Below are 16,890 nucleotides of genomic sequence, written 5' to 3' on the forward strand. Positions count from 1 at the left end.
TCGTAACTAAACATGCCAACAGGGCGCATCGCCATTCCGGCCGGGATCATGTCCCGTTTTTTATGGTTTCAGGTGTTCCACGAAAAAGGCTTCCATGGCCGCGTAGAACTCGAACTTGTTTTCGTCGTTGTGAAAACCATGGCCTTCGTTGTCTTTGACCAGGTATTCGACCTCGACGCCACGCTCGCGCAGGGCCTGCACGACCTGGTCGCTTTCGGCCTTGTTGACGCGCGGGTCCTGGGCGCCCTGGGCGATCAGGAGCGGCGTGCGGATGCGATCGACGTGCAGGGCCGGCGAAGTGGCCGCCAGGCGCTCGTGATCGTGCTCGGGATGGCCCACCATGTCGTACATCTTGGCCAGCAGCGGCTTCCAGTACGGTGGAATGGTGTTCATGAAGGTGAACAGGTTCGACACCCCGACATAATCGACGGCGGCCGCGTACAGGTCGGGGGTGAAGGCGACACCGGCCAGCGTGGCATAGCCGCCATAGCTGCCCCCATAAATGCCGATGCGCGCCGGGTCGGCGATGCCCTGATCGATCAGCCAGCGCACGCCGTCGGTGATGTCGTCCTGCATGGCCAGGCCCCATTGGCCGAAGCTGGCTTCCCAGAAGCGGCGGCCGTAGCCGGTGGAACCGCGAAAGTTCATCTGCAGCACGCAGAAGCCGCGGTTGGCCAGGAACTGTATTTCGGGGTTGTAGCCCCAGGCGTCGCGCGCCCAGGGGCCGCCATGGGGATTGATGATGCAGGGCAGGCCGCGCGGCGCGCGGCCTGCCGGCAGGGTCAGGTAGCCGTGGATTTCCAGGCCGTCGCGGCTGGTGTAGCGCACCGGCCGTACCGGCGACATGTCAGCCTCGGGAATCGACGGGTTGATGTCGGCCAGCTTGTGCAGCACGCCCGCGCCACATTGGAACAGGTAGCGCGACCCCGGAGTGCGATCGTTGTAGGCGGCCACGATGTAGGTGTCTTCTGCGCGGTTCCAGCCCTGGATGGCCAGGTCGTAGCCGGGCAGCAGGCTTTCCAGTTGCCGGTACAGCGCTTCGGTCTCGGCGTCGAAATAATGACGGCGCGGCTTGTCGGTCTGGTAGGCGGCCAGGGTCAATACGCGGCGCTTGCGTGAATAGCCGGCGGCGTCCAGGTCGACTTCGTCGGTGGCGTACACCAGTTCTTCGTCGTCGGGCCGGGCGGGGTCGATGATGACCAGCGCCAGTTTGTCGCGCCCGCGGTTGCTCAGGGCATAGAGCTTGCGGTCATCGAAGGTGAAGAAGGCGGGGCTGACGGTGGTGCGGTAGTCGGTGGTGATCAGCGGGCGAAACGGCGTGGCCTCGTCGTCGCGGTACAGCAGGGTCGTATCGAGCCCGTCGCTGGTCAGTGCGGCGCGCACCTTGCCCGCATGGTCGGTTTGCCAGCCCACCACATTGCCCGGGTTCTGCGCGACCAGCACCGCCGCGCCGGTACGCACGTTGACGCGGTACACGTCGAATACCTGCGGATCGCGCTGGTTGTGGCTGATCAGGACGTGATCGGGATCGTCGGGCAGGTCGTCTTCGATGCCGGCCCGCACGCCAGGGTAGGGCGTCAGGTCGTGCGCGGTGCCGGTGCGCGCGTTGACGGCCAGCACATGGAAGTTCTCATCGCCGCCGAAATCTTTCTGGTACAGCACGATGTCGCCGCCTTTCCAGAAGAAATTGCTGATGTCGCGCGCGGTTTCGCTGGTGAGGCGGCGTGGTTCGTCCACGGGGCGGCCGTCTTGCAGCGCTTGCACGTAGATGTTCATGCGGGCCGGCTGTTCGTCGAGCGCCACCGGCTGCATGAATCCCAGTGTCTTGCCGTCGTCGGCCAGGCGGAAGAACCCGCGGTCGGGATTGCGGAAGAAATCTTTCAGCGGGTAGTGGCGCGGCGGCCGGGCGGCCGGGGACGGGGCATGAGGCAAGGCGGGTCTCCTGGGCCGGGCGGGCCCGGCGATATCCGTCGATCATGCCACAGGCCGGGCGGCCGCGTCGAACCGGGGCCCGCCCCAACTGGCGGGCAGGCGGCCGTTTGCGAGATAATCGCAGCCACGTCACGGGAGTCAACATGATCAGAGTTGCAGTGGCGGCGGCAGTGGCCGCCGCGGGCCTGGCGGCATGCTCGACCGGAATATCCGGCAGCAGCTCGCCATCCGGCAGTTTCACGGCGCAGTCCAATTATCGCGATGCCTACGGCGCCGCCACCGCGCAGGCCGAACGCTGCCTGCGCGGCACGGGTGCCTACACGGTGCACGGCGAGCTCGATGACGCCGCGCGCGGCGCCCTGGTGCGCGTGGTGGCACCGTTTACGGGCGACGACGTGGCGCGCGTGCGCATTGCCGCGCTGGACGAACGCCAGTCGAAGGTGGATATCGTGATGTGGGGGCGGGGCATCTGGAATACCGATGCCCTGCGTGCCATGCGCGAGGCCATTACCTATGGCGTGCCGTCGTGCGTGGCGTACATGCCGGGCGATCCGCGGCCCAAGGAAGAGGCCTGGACGCTGCCCGACCCGCGCTAGCCACCAGTTTGCCGATGGTATTGCCCTGCTTGTATTCCATGATGCCGGCGATCAGTTGGGCCGGGCCGCCGTAGAATACGCCCATGCCGAGGATCATGACGCTCAATGGGAAGAACCCGGCGTTATCGATATTCAGGAGAATGGTGGTGAGGGCAAAGCCCGCCAGGCCCAAAGGGGGCCGGGTTGGCAATGGGAGGGTGGCTTGTTGGCGCCATGTCTGCTCCTTATGGTGGAGCAGGAGACTAGCGCGGCAGGCGCCTGTTTTCGTGGCAGACGGCTGGAATCAGAACGATCTTACGCTGCTGGCGCCCGGGCGGTGTCAGTCGCCGCCGGGGCGGCGCTTGATGACCTTGAATGTGGCGCTGGCCTTGGCCACGAGTTGGCCGTCGGTGCCGCGCACCTCGCCTTCGCAGAAGGCGATCGAGGTACCGCGCCGCAGGCATCGCGCCTCGATGACCAGGTCGCCGGTGCCGGGCGCCATGAAACTGGTGTTCATGTCGATGGTGGCCATGCCCAGGGTGGGGTCGTTGCCGCGGGCGGCCGCGCTCAAGGTGAAGTCCAGCACGCTCATGAGGGTGCCGCCATGGATATCGCCGCGGCTGTTGGTCAGGTTTTCGCGCCAGGGCAGCCGGGTGCGGGCGTGGTCTGGCCCGATGCTGTCCGGGATCAGCCCCATCAGGCTCATCAGCGGGATTGTCAGGCCGAAGTAATCAGAAGTAGCGGGCGAAGTCATGAGGTCGGGCGGGCTGGAATCGAGGCGTGATAGCGCGCCATAATATTCTTTTTTCTGCCATATCGCCGTTTGTATCGCCCGCCGGGTACCTGCCATGCCATCGTCCACGCGCAAAATCGTACACATCGACATGGACGCGTTCTACGCGTCGGTCGAGCAGCGCGACAACCCGGCGCTGCGCGGGCTGCCCGTGGTGGTGGCCTGGGAAGGGCCGCGTTCTGTCGTGTGCGCGGCTTCGTACGAGGCGCGCCGCTACGGGGTGCATTCGGCCATGTCGGTGGCGCGCGCGCAGCGCCTGTGCCCGGACGCGGTCTATGTGCCGCCCGATTTCAACCGCTATCGTGATGTGTCGCGCCAGGTGCGCCAGATATTCGCATGCCACACCGACCTGATCGAGCCCTTGTCGCTGGACGAGGCCTATCTGGATGTCACGGTCAACAAGACCGGCCTGGCCTCGGCCACCGACGTCGCACGGGCCATCCGCCGCGAGATTCTGCAGGAAACCCGCCTGACGGCGTCGGCGGGGGTGGCGCCCAACAAGTTCCTGGCCAAGATCGCCTCCGACTGGGACAAGCCCGACGGCCTGTTCGTCATCAAGCCGGGGCAGGTGCTGGCGTTCTTGCAGCCCCTGCCGGTACGCAAGGTACCGGGGGTGGGCAAAGTGATGCAGGGCCGGCTCGAGGCGCTGGGCGTGCAGACCGTGGGCGACCTGTCGCGCTATACGGCGGCCGAGCTGGAGCACCATTTCGGCCGCTATGGCGTACGGCTGCATGAACTGTCGAAGGGCATCGATGAACGCGACGTGCAACCGGATGCTCCCTTGCAGCAGATCTCGGCCGAGACCACCTTTGCCATCGACCAGCCGCTGCATGCGCTGGACGAGACGCTGGGGCGGCTGGCCGTCAAGGTGTGGGACCAGGCGGTGAAGAAGGGCGCGGTCGGCCGCACCGTGGTGCTGAAACTGAAGACCGACCGCTTCCGCATCTTGACGCGCACGCTGACGCTGACGCGTCCACCCGCCGCGGCCGAGGCCCTGGCCGAGGTGGCGCGACAGCTGTGCGCGCGCGTCGACCTGCCGGCAAGCACGCGCTACCGGCTGGCAGGAGTGGGAATGAGCAATTTCGACGATTCCGCCGCGCTGGCGCGCCAGGCCGACCTGGACCTGTTCGGCCATGCGGCGGAGGGGCCGGCGGTTACACCAGGCGCTGCTTGACCTGCTGCGACACCGCGGCCATGTCGGCGCGGCCGGCCAGGGCGGGTTTCAGAATCGCCATGATCTTGCCCATGGCGGGGCCGCCGCTGACACCTTGCGCGGCCACTTCGGCCAGCGCGGCCTTGATGGCGGCCTCGATTTCTTCGGGCGTGGCGGCCTGCGGCAAGAATTCGCGCAGCACGTCGAGCTCGGCGGTTTCCTGGGCGGCGGTTTCCAGGCGGCCGGCCTGTTCGAAGGCGGCGATCGATTCGCGCCGCTGCTTGACCTGTTTCTCGATGATGGCGGTGATTTCGGCGTCGCCCATTTCCTGGCGTTCGTCGACTTCTTTCTGCTTGACCGCGGCAAACAGGAACCGCAGGGTGGACAGGCGCTGCGAATCGCGTGCGCGCATGGCGTCTTTGATGGCGTCGGACAAGCGGGTCTTGAGCGTAGTACTGCTCATGGCAAAACCTTTGTAGTGGATGCGGCTGAACCGATGTTTTAACCGGCTGCCGGTGCGCCACGCAAACGCCGCCAGCAAGAAGCGTCTTTAAGATGTATTATAAATACATGTTTAAAGCCTTATTCGCAGACGAAGGAGCAGTACTCATGTTGAGCCAGGAAGTCCGCGCGCTGGTCAAGGCCACCGCGCCCGTTCTGAAGGTCCATGGCGAGGCGCTGACGCGCCATTTTTATGCCCGCATGTTTCGCCACAATCCGGAACTGAAGCAGGTGTTCAACCAGGGGCACCAGGACGGTGGGCAGCAGCAGCAGGCGCTGGCGGCGGCCGTGGCCGCCTATGCCGAGCATATCGACGATCCGTCGGTGCTGGCGCCGGTGGTGACGCGTATCGTGCACAAGCATGTCAGCCTGGGCATACGGCCCGAGCACTATGCCATTGTGGGCAAGCATCTGCTGGCCTCGATCGGCGAAGTGCTGGGCGAGGCGGCCACCGATGAATTGATCGCGGCGTGGGCGGCGGCCTATGGCCAACTGGCCGATCTGCTGATCGCCGAAGAGGCCCGCCTGTATGCGCAGTCGGCCGGCAAGGAAGGGGGCTGGACGGGCTGGCGGGCTTTCCGGCTCGAGCGCAAGGTGCCCGAAAGCGCCGAGATCACCTCGTTCTACCTGGTGCCGGCCGATGGCGGCCCGGTGCCCGGGTATTTGCCCGGCCAATACATTTCGCTGCGCGTCTACGTACCCGAACTGGGGCTGATGCAGCCGCGCCAGTACAGCTTGTCCGATGCGCCAGGCCAGGGCCGGCTGCGCATCTCGGTCAAGCGCGAAGGCGGCGTCGCCGGCGCCGGCGCCCCGGCGGGCAGCGTATCCAATCTGCTGCATGCCCGCGTGCAAGAAGGCGATGTGCTGGACCTGGCGCCGCCGCAGGGCGATTTCACTCTGGATGAGCAGCGTGCCGCGCCGGTGGTGCTGGTCAGCGGTGGCGTGGGGCTTACGCCCATGGTGTCGATGCTGAACCATCTGGTGGCGCGCGACGACGGTCGCCAGATCCGTTTCGTACATGCTTGCCGCGACCGCTCGGTGCACGCCATGAAAGCGCATATCAACACTGTGACGCAGGCGTGGCCGAATGTGCGCAAGGTGATCTATTACGAGACCGTGTCCGCCGATGACCGGCATGGCCATGACTACGACTACACCGGCCGCATGAATTTGCAGGCCATCCGCGATGTCGCGGTACTGCCCGACGCCGACTATTACCTGTGCGGCCCGCTGCCATTCATGAACGCGCAGCGGCAGGCGTTGGCCGAACTGGGCGTCGAGCCCGACCGCATCCATGCCGAGGTCTTCGGCACGGGCGGGCCGGGCGCTTAGCCGGTATAGTCTGGCCGCATGCAACTGACCCGATACACCGACTTCGGCCTGCGTGTCCTGATGTACCTGACACAGGACAATGGCCGCGACACGCCCGTGACGATCCCCGAGATCGCCGGGCGTTTCGGGGTGTCGCGCAACCATATGGTGAAGGTGGTGCATTTCCTGGCCCAGCAAGGCTGGATAGCCACCACCCGCGGCAAGGGCGGCGGCCTGCGGCTGGCGCACGCGCCATCTTCGTACCGGGTGGGCGACCTGGTGCGCGCCCTGGAACACCAGGGCGCCCTGATCGATTGCGCCGAGCCCCCTTGTGCCCTGAACGGCGCCTGCCGGCTGTCCGGCGTGCTGGCCGACAGCCTGCAAGTGTTCTACGACACCTTGAATCGCCATACCCTGGCCGACCTGGTACGCGCGCCAACGTCAGCCGCCATCATCCGCCTGCACCGCGCCGCGTAAAGCCAGCCCCAGGCCCGCATCACGACGGCAGAAGAACACCGCCCCCGCCGCGAGGACCCAACTCTTACCCCAGGGCAGCACCGATAAGAAACCTTAGGTTATGGCTACCCGTCAGTTTGGCATTTGCCGCGGGGCGGGGCGGCATCCCAGAATGGCTCTTATATCGTTATTCAGGGTTTTCCATGAGGGTATGCGTAATCGGTGCCGGGGTGGTCGGCGTGACCTCGGCCTATTTTCTGGCCCGGCAAGGGCACGACGTCGTGCTGCTCGACAGCCGGGCCCGTCCGGCCACGGTGTCCAGCTATGCCAATGGCGGGCAGCTCAGTTACAGCTATGTGGCGCCGTTGGCCGGCCCCGGGGTATTGCCCAGCGTGCCGGGCTGGCTGTTGCGTGCCGATTCGCCCTTGCGCTTCCGGCCGCGCCTGGATCCCCACCAGTGGCTGTGGTGCCTGCAGTTTGCGCTGGCGTGCCGCGCATCGGTGGCGCAGGCGTCCACGGCTCAGTTGCAGGCGCTGTCGTACCTGAGCCGCGATGTGATGCATCACCTGCTCGAACAAGAAGAGCTGGATTTCGGCCATGTGCGCAATGGCAAGCTGATTGCCTATCGCAACCCTGAATTGCTTGAGAAAGCCCGCCGGCTGGTGTCTTACCAGGCGGGGCTGGGGGCCGAACAGCGGGTGCTGGATGCGGCGGAAACGCTGGCCTTGGAGCCGGCCCTGGCCGGGCTGGGCCGCAGCCTGGCGGGGGCGGTCTATACCCCCAGTGAAGAAGCCGGCGATTGCCGGCAGTTTACCGAGGCGCTGTTCCGGCGCCTGAAAGAGCTGGGCAATGTCGAATGCCGCATGGCCAGCCCGGTGCAGCGACTGCGCCGCGACGGCCGCAAGATCGTTGCCGTCGAGACCGCCAACGGCGATATCGGCGCCGATGCGGTGGTGCTGGCCGCCGGCATGGGTTCGCGCGCATTGTTGAAACCGCTGGGCCAGGACGTGCCGCTGTATCCGCTGAAGGGCTACAGCCTGAGCGTGCCCCTGGCGTCCGACGACGATACGGCCCCGGCCATCAGCGTGACCGACTACGAACGGCGCATTGTCTATGCCCGCGTGGGTCGGATGCTGCGCATCGCGGCCATGGTGGATATCGGCAGCCAGGATGCCGATATCGATCCCGCCCGCATTGCCTTGCTCAAGCGCCAGGTAAGCGAGGCCTTCCCGCATCTGGACCTGAGCCAGGCCGTGCCCTGGGCCGGCCTGCGTCCGGCCACCCCGACCGGCAAGCCGCTGATCGGCGCCAGCCGGGTAGCCGACAACCTGTGGCTGAACATTGGCCAGGGGGCGCTGGGTTTCACGCTGGCATGCGGTAGCGCGGCCTTGTTGACTGCGCAGATGTCGGGCCTGGAATTGCCTGTCGACGCCTTGCCTTTCAAACCGTAGCCGTAGCCGCCGGCAACGGGCATGGCTTCAATGGAAGTTGCGGCTGCGCGCCGACAGCCCGCCCAGCAGGGCCGACAGGTCTACCAGCCGCTGCGCCACCAGGTTGCGCACGCCCTGGACGTTCTGCCAGGTGCCGTATACGCCCAGCAGGGTGGCGCCCAGCAATTCGCGGCGCTGGCGTTCGATGAGCTCATTGCGCACCACGACGTTGACTGGCCCGGTTTCGTCTTCCAGTGTGACGAAAATGGTGCCCTTGGCGGTTTGCGGCCGCTGGCGCACGGTGACCAGGCCGCAGGCTCGCGCCAGGCGGCGGTTTGGGTAATCGTTGAGCACGGCGGCGGGCTCGAAGCGCAACGCCTGCAAGCGTGGCCGCAGCAGTTCGACCGGATGGCGCCGCAGCGTCAGGCGCAAGCTGCGGTAGTCGGCCGAAATGGACTGCCCTTCGGTGGGGGCCGGCAAGGCGGGCGTGCTGGTTTCGACGATATCGGCATCGCGCAACAGGTCGCGGTTGGGAACACTGGCGCTGGCCTCCCAACTGGCCAGGCGGCGATGGCCGGCCAGGCTGTGCAGGGCATCGCTGGCGGCCAGCGCGTCGAGCTCATGGCGGGACAGCATCGCGCGGCGGCCCAGTTCGCGCGTATCGGCGAATGGGCGCGCGGCGCGTGCCTGCTCGATGCGCCGTCCGGCCTCTTCCGACAGGCCCTGCACCTGGTTCAGGCCCAGCCGCACGGCGGGCCGGGCAGCGGATCCGGGCAGGGCTTCCAACGCAGCTTCCCAACCGCTGACAGCGACGTCGGCCGGCAGCACGACCACGTCGTGGCGGCGGGCATCCTGCACCAGTTGGGCCGGGGCATAGAAGCCCATGGGCTGGGAATTGAGCAGCGCCGCCAGGAATGCCTCGGGCTCGTGGCACTTGAGCCAGGAACTGGCGTAGGCCAGCAGTGCGAAACTGGCCGCGTGGCTTTCAGGAAAACCGTATTCGCCGAAGCCTTCGATCTGGCGGATGATGGCCTCGGCGAATTCGGCGCTATAGCCGTTTTTCAGCAGGCCGGCGACCAGCTTGTCGGTGTGTTTGTCGATGGCTCCCTTGCGCTTCCAGGATGCCATCGAGCGCCGCAGCGCATCGGCTTCGCCCGGTGTGAAATCGGCAGCCACCACGGCGATCTGCATCACCTGTTCCTGGAAAATGGGCACGCCCAGGGTGCGCAACAGCACGCCTTCGACTTCTTTGCTGGGGTAGGTTGGCGGTTCTCCGTTTCGCCGCCGCAAGTAGGGATGCACCATGCCGCCCTGGATCGGGCCGGGCCGCACGATGGCCACTTGCACGACCAGGTCGTAGTATTTGCACGGCCTCAGGCGCGGCAGCATGCTCATCTGCGCGCGCGATTCGATCTGGAAAACCCCGACGGTATCGGCTTTGCAGATCATCTCGTAGGTGGCGGTGTCATCCTGGGGAATCTCGTGTAATGCCAGCGGCTGGCCGCGCCGTTGCTCGACGAAATCCAGCGCGCGATGCAGCGCCGACAGCATGCCCAGGGCCAGGATATCCACCTTGAGCAGGCCCAGGGCGTCCAGGTCGTCTTTGTCCCATTGCACGACACTGCGTTCGGGCATGGCGGCATTTTCAATGGGCACCAGGCGGGCCAGGTTGCCGCGCGAGATCACGAAGCCGCCAGGGTGTTGCGACAGATGGCGCGGAAAGCCGATCAGCGTCTCGGCCAGCACGGCCCAGTGCCGCGCCACGCGGGATTCGGGATCCAGGCCGCAGGCGCCCAGCGTGCGCAGCATGGCCTGCTTGCCATCCCACCATTGGTGCGCGCGCGCCACGGCGTCGATGATGCCCAGGTCGACGCCCAGCGCGCGGCCGGTGTCGCGCAGCACGCTGCGCGGGCGGTATGAGATCACCACGCCCGTCAGCGCGGCGCGGTGCCGCCCGTATTTTTTGTAGATGTACTGGATGACTTCTTCGCGGCGCTGGTGCTCGAAATCGACGTCGATGTCGGGAGGTTCTTTGCGTTCTTTGCTGATGAAGCGTTCGAACAGGGCCTTGCTTTGCTCGGGCGATACCGAGGTGATGCCCAGGCAATAGCAGACCACCGAATTGGCCGCCGAACCGCGTCCCTGGCACAGGATGTTCTGGCTGCGCGCGTATTGAACAACGTCGTAGACCGTCAGGAAATAGGGTTCGTATTCCAGTTCGGCGATCAGCGAGAGTTCTTTTTCGATCTGGGTGACGACGGATGCAGGAACATCGCCGTGGTAACGGCCGCGGGCGCCCGCATAGGTTTCGCGGCGCAGGTAGCTGGCGGGAGTTTCGCCGGCGGGCACGATTTCGTCGGGGTATTCGTAGCGCAGTTCCCGCAGCGAAAATTTGCAGCGCTGCGCGATGATCAGCGTCTGCGCCAGGGCGTCGGGCGGGTACAGCGACGCCAGGCGCAGGCGGGTGCGCAGATGCTGTTCGGCATTGGCCTGCAGGTCGTAGCCGCATTGCGCCACGCTGCGCTTGCTGCGGATGGCCGCCAGCGTGTCGTGCAGCGGCTTGCGCGAACGCAGGTGCATCTGCACCCGGCCCAGCGCCACGATGGGTAGCGTGGCAGCCTGTGCGGCCTGCTGCACGACGGTGCGATGCAGGTCGTCGCGCGCGTGATGCAACTGGGCCAGGCCGACCCAGGCGCGTCCAGGGAAGGTGCGCGCCAGCCAGGCTGCCTGTTGGGCCAGCGCTTCGGCATCGACGCCATCGGGCGGCGCCAGGATGGCCAGGCAATCGGGCATGCCGCGCAGGTGGGCATGGCCCGGGCCGGGCGCGGCGATGTCATCTGCAAACAACTGGTATTCGCCCTTGGGCGCGCGCGAGCGACCCAGCGTGATCAGTTCCGACAGGTTGCCGTAGCCCTCGCGATTCTGCGCCAACAGCACCAGCGTCAGGGCAGGAGCATCGGCGGTGTGCTGCAAGGCCAGGGTGCTGCCGACGATGAGCGGCAATTTGCACGCCTCGGCCGCGACGAGCGCGCGCACCACGCCTGCCAGCGAGCATTCGTCGGTGATGGCCAACGCGGCATAGCCCAGTTGAGCGGCCTGTTCGACCAATTCTGCGGGGTGCGAGGCGCCTTGCAGGAACGAGAAATTGGACAGGCATTGCAGTTCGGCATAGGCCGGCAGCAGGCCGGGCAGGGATGGGGACGGCATCATGCGGCAGCCTAGGCGTAGCGTCCGTGCAGGAACCAGCGGGCGTGCTCGGTATCGCGCTCGCGGTAGATCCAGTAGCGTGCGGCGGCGGCGTCTTCGGCCACGAAGTAGTCGCGTACCGTCAGGGCGGCGTCCCACCAGCCGCTTTCGATGCGTTCCGGGCCGCGCACCAGCCGCAGCGGTTGGCCGGCATAGGCAGGACGGTGCCGGACCACCTGCAGCAGGATGGGCGGGTCCAGCAGCCAGAAGGGGCGGTCGAGCGGTCCGGGCAAGGTGTCTGGGCCGCCAGCGCCGTCTTGCGCCGCTTGCCAGCCATTGGCGGCCTCGGGCCGATGGTCGGCCACGGGCCGCGCATGCAGCACGCGTTCGCGGCCCAGCCGGGCGCTAAGCAGGTCCAGCAGGCGTGCGTGCTCGGCCGGCGTGCCGCCGGGTTCGGGAAACAGGCAGGTACTGGCGGCCGGCTGCTCGACCGTTTCAGCCACGTTCAACACCAAGGCAATGACCGGTGCCTCGAGTTGCAGGCGGCCGAGTTTTTCGCGCAGCAAGTCCAGCAGGTGCGACTGCTGCCAGGCCGGCTGGGCCAGGCTCAGGGGGAGTTCGGAAGGGGGCCGCGCACGCCGGCCGCGTTCATGTTCCAGCACCAGCGTAAGGTGTTGTACGGCGCGCCGGCCGGCGGCCAGCCAGCCACATAATTGTTCGAGCAGGCGGCGTGCTGAGGCCAGCACGGCGTCGGCGTGCTCGATGTAGTCGGGTAGTTCCAGGCGTTGCCGGAAACGCGCCGGGGGCTGGATCCAGGCATGGCATTCAGGTGTGGCGCCATAGGCGCTATCGAGCGCCCGCACCAGTTCGGTGCCGCAGCGCCGTTGCAGGCCGGCGCGCGGCAAGCCGCGCAGCGCGCCCAGCGTGTGGCAGCCAATGTCATGCAGCCAGTCCAGGCGCGGTTGGGCATCGGGCAACAGGGCGCAAGGCAGGGCGTCGAGCCGGCGTGCCAGCGTTGCCGCCCGCAGCGCCTTGCGCGGTGCCCGGGGCGCGGCCTGGCGCGCCAGCAGCCATGCGCCCTGGGCGGTAGGCGCCAGGCCCAGCGAGGCATGCAGGCCCATGGCATGCAGCGTGGCGGCCACACGCCGGTGCAGCGCGCGCGGGCCGCCGAAATACGCCAGGCTGGCGCCGACCTGCAGCAGGATGGCATCGGGTTCGGCCAGGGCGATCTCTGGCGTGTATTGCAGCAGGGCCAGCGCCGCTTCGTGCAGGACACGGTTTTCGGCCGCGATGTCGCGCGCCAGCAGCGTGATTTCTGGCGCCATGGCTGCTGCGCCGGCGCGCCGCATGCCGCCCTGCAAGCCAGCGGCCATGGCCGCGGGCGTCAGGGCGGCGATGCGTTCTTGTTCCAGCACCGCGAATGCCGCGTCACGAGGCCATTGCGGGCGCGCGGTGTCCAGCGGCAGGCAGCGCAGGAAGACGGTGATCCAGAGGGGCATGGCGAGGCGGTACGGAAGCCGGCGAGGCGGGCTCGAAAACGATGTTCAGGGGTTCGGCGCAAGCCGGCCCGCGCCGCTTCAGGATATGCACTGACAGCCCGCCCGGCGCGGGGGCCAGCGCCAGCCGCAAGGGGGCGGGCGAGGCCTGCTGCGCGGCCGTGGCGGGGCGCAGGACGAAACACAGCGTGTGGCCGCCCTGGGCGGCCAGGTGCAGACGACGCAGCGCTTCGGGGCGTACCCGGGGCAGCCAGCACAGCAGCGCGCCGCAACTGCCATGCTTCAGGATCTGTTCGGCGGCCCACAAGGCGTCGGCCGGGCGTTCGGGTGCCACCCAGAGCAATTGGCGAGGGTCCAGGCGCCAGCCCTGCCAGCAAGCCAGGTGCGGTACGTGCGGCGGCTGCACCAGCGCAATGGCATGGCGGCTGTCGAGCTGGGCCAGGGCGGGTTGCAACAGGCGGATTTCCCCAATGCCCGGATGCGGGGACAGCAGTTCGACCAGCGCCCCCTGCGGCCAGCCGCCGCCGGGCAACTGGGCGGACAGCCCGGCATGGCCGGTGGGAACGCCGCGATCGGCGCTGCGCGCCAATTGCGTGGCGCGCCAGAGGGCGGGGTGGATGTGTTCGGGGGATTTCATGATGGGGGTGTATTTATACTGTATGAATATACAGTATTTGTGGGGCTGGTGCGGTAGAGCGATGGCTAGGCTGATAGCGGGGAAGGAGAGCTGGGTTTGCGGGGTTGTTCCTCTCCTTGCCCTGTCCCGAGCGACACGGGACTGCTTCTGTGCGACATTGCACGACACTGCCAGCCTCGCCGGCCCCACGCCCAGGACGGCGAGGCGACTTGTAGGCGCAAACGGAACACGATCAACATTCCTTCCGCGTCATTGCCTCAACCATTAGCCACAGCCCGCTTGCCCGGCCAGAACGCCTGAAGAGTCCACCGTTCTACAATCACTCCCGGTACACAGCACGCCAGGAAGCCCCGCATGTCCACTGCAGCCGCCCTAGAGTTCCTGCCCGATCCTGATTCCGGCACCGAGATCAAGCAGCTGTTTGTCCTGCTGCACGGTGTGGGCGGCATGCCACAAGACATGGAGCCCCTGGCGCAAGCCTTGCGCGCGGCATTTCCGCAGGCCGCTATTCTCGTGCCGCCCGGATTCGAGCCCTATGACGGCGCAGCCCGCGGGCGCCAATGGTTTTCGACGCGCGGGGTCGATGAAGGCAACCGCATCGAACGCGTTGCGCACGCCTTGCCTGCCTTGGTCGACTACATCCGGGCGGCGCAGGCGCGATTGGGGTTGCTGCAGTCCGACACCGCGCTGGCGGGGTTCTCGCAAGGGGCCGTCATGGCGCTGGAAGCCGTGCAGGCCCACGATGGCCTGGCCGGGCGCGTGCTGGCCTTTTCTGGCCGCTATGCGCAGTTGCCCAAGAGCGCGCCCCAATACACCACGATCCATTTGCTGCATGGCGCCGATGACGCAGTGATGGCGGTATCGCATGCCCAGGCGGCCCAGGCGCGGCTCGATAGCCTGCATGGCGATGCCACGATCGATGTGGCCAGCCGCGTGGGGCATGTGCTGCATCCGGCGCTGATGCGGCGTGCCATTGAGCGCCTGCAAACCTGCGTGCCGCTGCGCAGTTGGGAGGCCGCGCTGGGTTTGAACCAGGCGCCGCCCGCGGGGTCGACCCTGCATTGAGCGGCCGGCCCATCGACCGGCTGCCTCTTGCCTATGCGCCCGCGGCGGCGGCGGGCGGGTCTTGCCAGCCGCCGCCCAGCGCCAGGAACAACGCGATCTGGTCGGTGCTCAGCGCCGCCTGCGAGGCAGCCAGTGCGCTTTCATTGGAGGCCAGCGTGCGCTGGGCGTCCAGCATGGTCAGGTAGTCGGTCTTGCCGGCGCGGAACAATTGCTCGGCCTGGCTCGCGGCCAGTGCGCTTTGATCGCGTGCCGCCTGCAATGCGGCATCGCGGTCGAGTTGGCGCGCGTACGTGACCAGCGCGCTTTCTGTTTCGCGCAGGGCGCCCAGCACCGTGGCATCGAAGCGCGCCAACGCTGCACCCGCACCGGCCTGGGCCTGGGCAATGCGCGCCTGTGCCGCGCCGGTGTTGGGCAAGGTCCAGGAAATCAGCGGGCCGACGCTCCAACTGAATGTGCCGCGCTCGCCCACGATAGAGGCGGGGCCCGCCGATCCGCCGGACAGGCCCAGCGTGACAGTGGGATACAGATCTGCTGTCGCCACGCCGATGCGGGCGGTGGCGGCGGCCAGGGCACGCTCGGCCTGGCGGATGTCGGGCCGGCGGCGCAGCAGTGCCGCGCCATCGCCCACCGGGATGGGCTGCGCCAGGCGCGGTGGATGGGCGCAATCGAGCAGCGTGGCAGACATGTCGGCAGGGGTATGGCCAGTCAGCGCGGCCAGGCGGTACAAGGCCGTGCGCTGGCTGGCCTGGAACGGCGGCAATTCGGCCTGCAGTTGCTCAAGCTGGCTGCGCGCGCGGGTGACATCCAGCACGGTGCCGCGGCCGGCTTGCTGCAACTGCTGCACGGCATCGAGCGAATCGCGCTGCAGGTCGACCGAATGCCGGGCCGAGGCCAGTTCCATGCCGGCCGCGCAAATGTCGGCATAGGCATGCGCCGTTTCGGCCGCCACGGTCACGCGCGCGGCATCGTAGGCGGCCTGGGCGGCCTGCTCGTCGCCGGACGCCGCTTCGATGGCGCGGCGGATCTGGCCGAACAGGTCGACCTGGTAGGCCACGCTGATGCCGCTGGAATACGACCAGCGGTCGGTGGGCCGGGTATCGGGGGCGCCGGCTTGCACCCCCGAAGCATGCCCGAACGTCGGGGATGCATTCACGCCCACGGTGGGTTGCTGCTGCCCGCGTGCTTCGCGCGTGGCAGCCTGGGCCCGCTGCAGATTGGCCGCCGCGATGCGCAGGTCGGTATTGGCTTGCAGCGCCTGGCCGATCAGCGCATCCAGCGCCGGATCTTGATATAGCCGCCACCACGTGCCCGGCACGGCGTCTTGCCGGAATGCCGTCTCGCGGGCTTGCAGAAAGCCCGCCGAGGCCGTGGGCCGATTGACGGCGGCGTTCTCGGGTACGTGGTAATCGGGGCCGACGGCGGCGCAACCGGCCAGCGCCAGGGACAGGGCCAGTGCAGGAAGCGGGCGCAGGGTCATGATGCGTCGACCTCCACGGTGGCGGTCTGTCCTGCTACCAGCCGCACCCCTTGGGGCACCTGGTCGATCTGCACGCGCACCGGAATGCGTTGCGCCAGGCGCACCCAGTTGAAAGTGGGGTTGACGTTGGGCAGCAGGTTGGCGCCGGTGCTGCGGTCGCGGTCGGCGATACCCATGGCAATGCTTTCGACGTGGCCGCGGATCTGGCGCGATTCGCCCATCAGCGTCACGGACACGGTATCGCCTTCATGGATATGCACCAGCTTGGTTTCTTCGAAATAGCCTTCCACGTAGAACGAGCTGGCGTCGACCAGCGCCATGACGGCGTGCGCCGCGGTGGCATATGAGCCCACGCGCAGGTCCAGGTTGGTGACCCGCCCGTCAGTGGGGGCCACCACGCGGCTGCGGGCCAGGTTCAGCTTGGCGGTCTCGCGCTGCACCTGGGCTTCGGCCAGCGCGGCCTCGGCCTGTTGCAGGTGAGCCTGGCTTTGTTCCAGCACTTCGGCCGATACCAGTTTGCCCAGCGACCGGTTGCGTCGCGCATCGCGCGCGGCCTGGTCGCGCGCCACTTGCTGGGCGCGCACCGCGGCCTGGGCCTGGTCGTAGGCCAGCTGGAAGCGGGCCCGATCGATTTCGAACAGCACATCGCCAGCCTTGACGTCCTGGTTGTCGTGTATGGGTACGGCGGTGACCAGGCCCGACACATCGGGCGCGACCTGCACGACATAAGCCTTGACGCGGCCATCGCGCGTCCAGGGCTCGACTTCGTAGTGCGTCCATAGGTGCCAGCCGGCATAGACCGCCGCGCAGACGGTCAATGCCGTCACGAGAAACTTGCCCACGATGGGGCGGCGCAACGTGTTGAGGATATTCATGGT

15 protein-coding genes are annotated in these 16,890 nt (G+C 67.3%); 6 read left to right on the plus strand and 9 right to left on the minus strand.

The window, feature by feature from the left end:
• Positions 1 to 60: 60 nt before the first annotated feature.
• Entirely contained in the window at positions 61 to 1,932 is a 1,872-nt protein-coding gene (locus tag KW845_RS22960; RefSeq protein WP_218371683.1) for a S9 family peptidase, read from the minus strand.
• Positions 1,933 to 2,075: 143 nt separating this feature from the next.
• Here KW845_RS22960 and KW845_RS22965 point away from each other — a divergent pair, with 143 nt between their 5' ends.
• The gene (locus KW845_RS22965) at positions 2,076 to 2,528 is read left to right on the plus strand and encodes a BPTD_2524 family lipoprotein (RefSeq protein WP_255592871.1); all 453 of its coding nucleotides are present in this window, start codon (positions 2,076 to 2,078) and stop codon (positions 2,526 to 2,528) included.
• Here KW845_RS22965 and KW845_RS22970 read toward each other — a convergent pair.
• Both KW845_RS22970 and KW845_RS22975 read right to left on the minus strand, forming a co-directional pair.
• Positions 2,440 to 2,718: an acetate uptake transporter gene (locus KW845_RS22970; protein WP_218371684.1), complete on the minus strand. Its 279-nt coding sequence runs from the start codon at positions 2,716 to 2,718 to the stop codon at positions 2,440 to 2,442. The two genes, KW845_RS22965 and KW845_RS22970, sit on opposite strands and share 89 nt — an antisense overlap.
• A 129-nt stretch (positions 2,719 to 2,847) precedes the next feature.
• On the minus strand, positions 2,848 to 3,261 hold the full coding sequence (locus KW845_RS22975; RefSeq protein ID WP_218371685.1) for a PaaI family thioesterase: 414 nt from the start codon (positions 3,259 to 3,261) through the stop codon (positions 2,848 to 2,850).
• Between the two features lie 94 nt (positions 3,262 to 3,355).
• Here KW845_RS22975 and dinB point away from each other — a divergent pair, with 94 nt between their 5' ends.
• Positions 3,356 to 4,474 carry a DNA polymerase IV gene (dinB, locus tag KW845_RS22980; protein WP_218371686.1) on the plus strand — a complete coding sequence of 373 codons (1,119 nt, stop codon included), beginning with the start codon at positions 3,356 to 3,358 and terminating at the stop codon, positions 4,472 to 4,474.
• Here dinB and KW845_RS22985 read toward each other — a convergent pair.
• On the minus strand, positions 4,455 to 4,916 hold the full coding sequence (locus tag KW845_RS22985; protein WP_218371687.1) for a GatB/YqeY domain-containing protein: 462 nt from the start codon (positions 4,914 to 4,916) through the stop codon (positions 4,455 to 4,457). The two genes, dinB and KW845_RS22985, sit on opposite strands and share 20 nt — an antisense overlap.
• Positions 4,917 to 5,062: 146 nt before the next feature.
• On the opposite strand from KW845_RS22985, the gene hmpA reads away from it, so the two are divergent.
• The 3 genes from hmpA (at position 5,063) to KW845_RS23000 (ending at position 8,172) form a co-directional block, all read left to right on the plus strand.
• Entirely contained in the window at positions 5,063 to 6,286 is a 1,224-nt protein-coding gene (gene hmpA, locus KW845_RS22990; protein WP_218371688.1) for an NO-inducible flavohemoprotein, read from the plus strand.
• An 18-nt stretch (positions 6,287 to 6,304) separates the two neighbouring features.
• Positions 6,305 to 6,742, plus strand: a complete 438-nt coding sequence (locus KW845_RS22995) for an Rrf2 family transcriptional regulator (protein ID WP_218371689.1) — start codon at positions 6,305 to 6,307, stop codon at positions 6,740 to 6,742.
• Positions 6,743 to 6,924: 182 nt separating this feature from the next.
• The gene (locus KW845_RS23000; protein WP_218371690.1) at positions 6,925 to 8,172 is read left to right on the plus strand and encodes a D-amino acid dehydrogenase; all 1,248 of its coding nucleotides are present in this window, start codon (positions 6,925 to 6,927) and stop codon (positions 8,170 to 8,172) included.
• 27 nt (positions 8,173 to 8,199) lie between these two features.
• Here the strand turns inward: KW845_RS23000 and KW845_RS23005 are convergent, their stop codons facing one another.
• The 3 genes from KW845_RS23005 to imuA are packed head-to-tail and all read right to left on the minus strand — an operon-like array spanning position 8,200 to position 13,470.
• The gene (locus KW845_RS23005) at positions 8,200 to 11,358 is read right to left on the minus strand and encodes an error-prone DNA polymerase (RefSeq protein ID WP_218372142.1); all 3,159 of its coding nucleotides are present in this window, start codon (positions 11,356 to 11,358) and stop codon (positions 8,200 to 8,202) included.
• An 11-nt stretch (positions 11,359 to 11,369) separates the two neighbouring features.
• Positions 11,370 to 12,836: a DNA polymerase Y family protein gene (locus KW845_RS23010; protein ID WP_218371691.1), complete on the minus strand. Its 1,467-nt coding sequence runs from the start codon at positions 12,834 to 12,836 to the stop codon at positions 11,370 to 11,372.
• Positions 12,766 to 13,470: a translesion DNA synthesis-associated protein ImuA gene (gene imuA, locus KW845_RS23015; RefSeq protein ID WP_218371692.1), complete on the minus strand. Its 705-nt coding sequence runs from the start codon at positions 13,468 to 13,470 to the stop codon at positions 12,766 to 12,768. Before imuA ends, KW845_RS23010 begins: the two co-directional genes overlap by 71 nt.
• A gap of 354 nt (positions 13,471 to 13,824) precedes the next feature.
• On the opposite strand from imuA, the gene ypfH reads away from it, so the two are divergent.
• Positions 13,825 to 14,535, plus strand: a complete 711-nt coding sequence (gene ypfH / locus KW845_RS23020) for an esterase (RefSeq protein ID WP_218371693.1) — start codon at positions 13,825 to 13,827, stop codon at positions 14,533 to 14,535.
• A 31-nt stretch (positions 14,536 to 14,566) separates the two neighbouring features.
• Here ypfH and KW845_RS23025 read toward each other — a convergent pair whose 3' ends face one another.
• Both KW845_RS23025 and KW845_RS23030 read right to left on the minus strand, forming a co-directional pair.
• The gene (locus KW845_RS23025; protein WP_218371694.1) at positions 14,567 to 16,012 is read right to left on the minus strand and encodes an efflux transporter outer membrane subunit; all 1,446 of its coding nucleotides are present in this window, start codon (positions 16,010 to 16,012) and stop codon (positions 14,567 to 14,569) included.
• The gene (locus KW845_RS23030; RefSeq protein WP_218371695.1) at positions 16,009 to 16,887 is read right to left on the minus strand and encodes an HlyD family secretion protein; all 879 of its coding nucleotides are present in this window, start codon (positions 16,885 to 16,887) and stop codon (positions 16,009 to 16,011) included. The genes KW845_RS23025 and KW845_RS23030 overlap by 4 nt, the downstream gene beginning before the upstream one ends.
• Between the last annotated feature and the right edge of the window lie 3 nt (positions 16,888 to 16,890).

The organism is Bordetella sp. BOR01, assembly GCF_019218885.1.
In the GTDB taxonomy this organism is placed as follows: domain Bacteria; phylum Pseudomonadota; class Gammaproteobacteria; order Burkholderiales; family Burkholderiaceae_B; genus Bordetella_A.